The organism is Agarivorans sp. (genome assembly GCF_050295395.1).
GTDB lineage: Bacteria > Pseudomonadota > Gammaproteobacteria > Enterobacterales > Celerinatantimonadaceae > Agarivorans.
On the sequence record NZ_JBNKPP010000217.1, the window covers coordinates 1 to 2,305 of the forward strand.

3 protein-coding genes are annotated in these 2,305 nt (G+C 46.0%); 1 reads left to right on the forward strand and 2 read right to left on the reverse strand.

What is annotated here, in order from left to right:
- Window positions 1-302, reverse strand: a 302-nt coding sequence (locus ACQY6Q_RS12325; RefSeq protein ID WP_427981824.1) for an HIT family protein, incomplete at its 3' end; no start/stop codon positions are given.
- 52 nt (window positions 303-354) lie between these two features.
- A complete protein-coding gene (locus tag ACQY6Q_RS12330; RefSeq protein WP_427981825.1) occupies window positions 355-1,788 on the reverse strand; it encodes a hypothetical protein in 1,434 nt (477 codons plus the stop codon).
- Window positions 1,789-1,927: 139 nt separating this feature from the next.
- Here ACQY6Q_RS12330 and ACQY6Q_RS12335 point away from each other — a divergent pair.
- On the forward strand, window positions 1,928-2,305 hold a 378-nt coding region (locus ACQY6Q_RS12335; protein ID WP_427981827.1), incomplete at its 3' end, for a chromate transporter.

A 2,305-nucleotide genomic window follows, 5' to 3' on the forward strand; every position in this document is an offset into this window, starting at 1 on the left:
ATATGCGGTACGGTTTGGCCTGCTTGTGCACCATTAAACTGAACCAAACTCACGCCTTCTACTTGCATTGCTTGTTTTACCGCTTCCGCGACTTTCTTAACCGTTTTAATGGTCGCAGCAGCCCCTTCTTCAGATAAATCAAATAAGGTTTCTGCAGCTTCTTTAGGAATCACCAAGGTATGGCCGTCGGCCTGCGGCATAATATCCATAAACGCCAGAGTGTATTGGTCTTCATAGACTTTTAAGCAGTCCATTTCACCACGGATAATCTTCGCAAAAATATTGTCGTTATCGTAACTCATAGTATTGATTCCTAATACTTTTCAATCGCTAATAGCTATGTATAAACCCGCATTATTGCACACCTAGCGCCTGTAGCAAGTCAGCTTGGTCAAAATAACGTTCGCCGATAAAGCTTATCGCGTGATCACCAAAACGTCTCAGCGAGCCCGGCTGCTTCACCCCCATTGGCCAAAAAAACCAACGTTCTAATCGCTGCGACCCAAACACATAACCGTTGTTATCAAATACACTGCTCTGCCCCTCGCCTCGCGGCAAACTCAGCAAGCTCTGCCACGGTAGCAATTGATAGCGCTGTTGAAACAAAGCATCTGAAAGGGATGCAGGACTTAAACCCACTATCTGATGGGTGTCTGCGCTCACCGACACTCTCATGTTACGGGCAGCCTTCACCCGGTGCATCAATACCGGCTCCTGGCCAACTTGCTCAGCCGCTATATAAGACTGTTGGCTTGGTAACATCAAGGTATACCAACAGCCACAAAGATGAATACTGTCATAGGCGATGATGTTTAACTCAGGACTTAAGTGAATACGGAATACCAGCGCGTCATGCTGCCCAGCCACCCAATCTAAATTGTTTAACTTAGGCCGTTGTTTAAACCATAAAATGTAATTTAGCTGTATCGTGGTTTGCTGCTTAAAACGTCCGTAGCTAATTTTTGAGTAACTCAACGCTTCGCTTAGGTCGACAGCTAAGTGTTGTTGCTGCCATAGAGGCTTTCCCGGAAGGTTATTTTGGTCAGCTTGTTCAACTAACCACTGCGGGGCATGCCAGCGCAATAAACGTTCAACTTGAGCCGCATCAGTTATACGGCCCAAACTATCCAGTAGCAAGGGGTCACTCAGAGGGAGTCCTAGTTCTTCAGGCACCAACAAACGGGCCTGTTGCGGCGCAAAACCACTATAGGGCTGCTGACTCGCGGCTAACCAAGTTTGCTTTAAATGGTCTTGTTCATCAACCACTGCCCGCGCAAACAACTGCGAGCTAAGTGGGTATAAACCAAATATTTTGGCTGCTGTTGAATAGTCATCTTCTGCTGTTAACTGAGCAAGCAAAGCCGCAGTACTACTAGCGCTTGCTTGTGAATAATGTAGCTTGGCTTTGCTTAAGCAATTATTTGCAAAATCAGCAAAATCGTCTTGTTGATAACGCGCTAACCATTGCTGCTGTAGAGTGGGATTTAAGTTTTGCCACTCTAACCTCAAACCTAGTTGAGCGGATTGCTGCATGGCACTGACAATAGTCGCTGGTTCTATTGAAGGATCAGCTTGCTCTATAAAACTATAAGTAAAACGCTGAGAGCGCAGTGCTGGGTGGCCCTTAATACGAGTAGCGTGCAGTGTGCCCACATGCTTTTCTAATAAACGGTCAAGTGCGGCTAGACTATCGGCGCAGGCATAAGGTTCAGTCTGGTAACTACTGCAGCCTTGCAACAACAGTATGCCCCCAAAGAAGAGCCAACTACAAAACTGCCTTATTTTCACTCGCCACCTCTCAACTTATTACCCAAGTTACCGCTCAAAGAGCGATACACGTAAAACCCCTAACAACATGACTTATCTTAGCAATAAATTTGTAACAAAAACGTCATAGGCTAAGACCTTTAACTCAACCACCAAGCTCATGATCAAATCAGCCCTTGAAATATTCACTTGCTTTCTACGACTTGGCTTAGTCAGTTTTGGCGGTCCCGCCGCCCACCTTGGCTATTTCCAGCAAGAATTTGTTAACAATAAACAATGGCTGTCTCAGCAACATTACAGCAATTTGCTTGCTCTAAGCCAGTTCTTACCTGGCCCAGGATCGTCACAGGTAGGCTTTGCTATTGGCTTACATCGCGCAGGCTTACTCGGCGCTCTAGCTGCTTTTATTGGCTTTACTTTGCCATCCGCAATTCTCATGACAAGTTTAGCCCTAGTGTCACAACTCGGTGCTGAACTCACATGGATGAACGGCTTAATTGCTGGATTAAAAATCGCAGCCCTGGTGGTGGTGATTGAT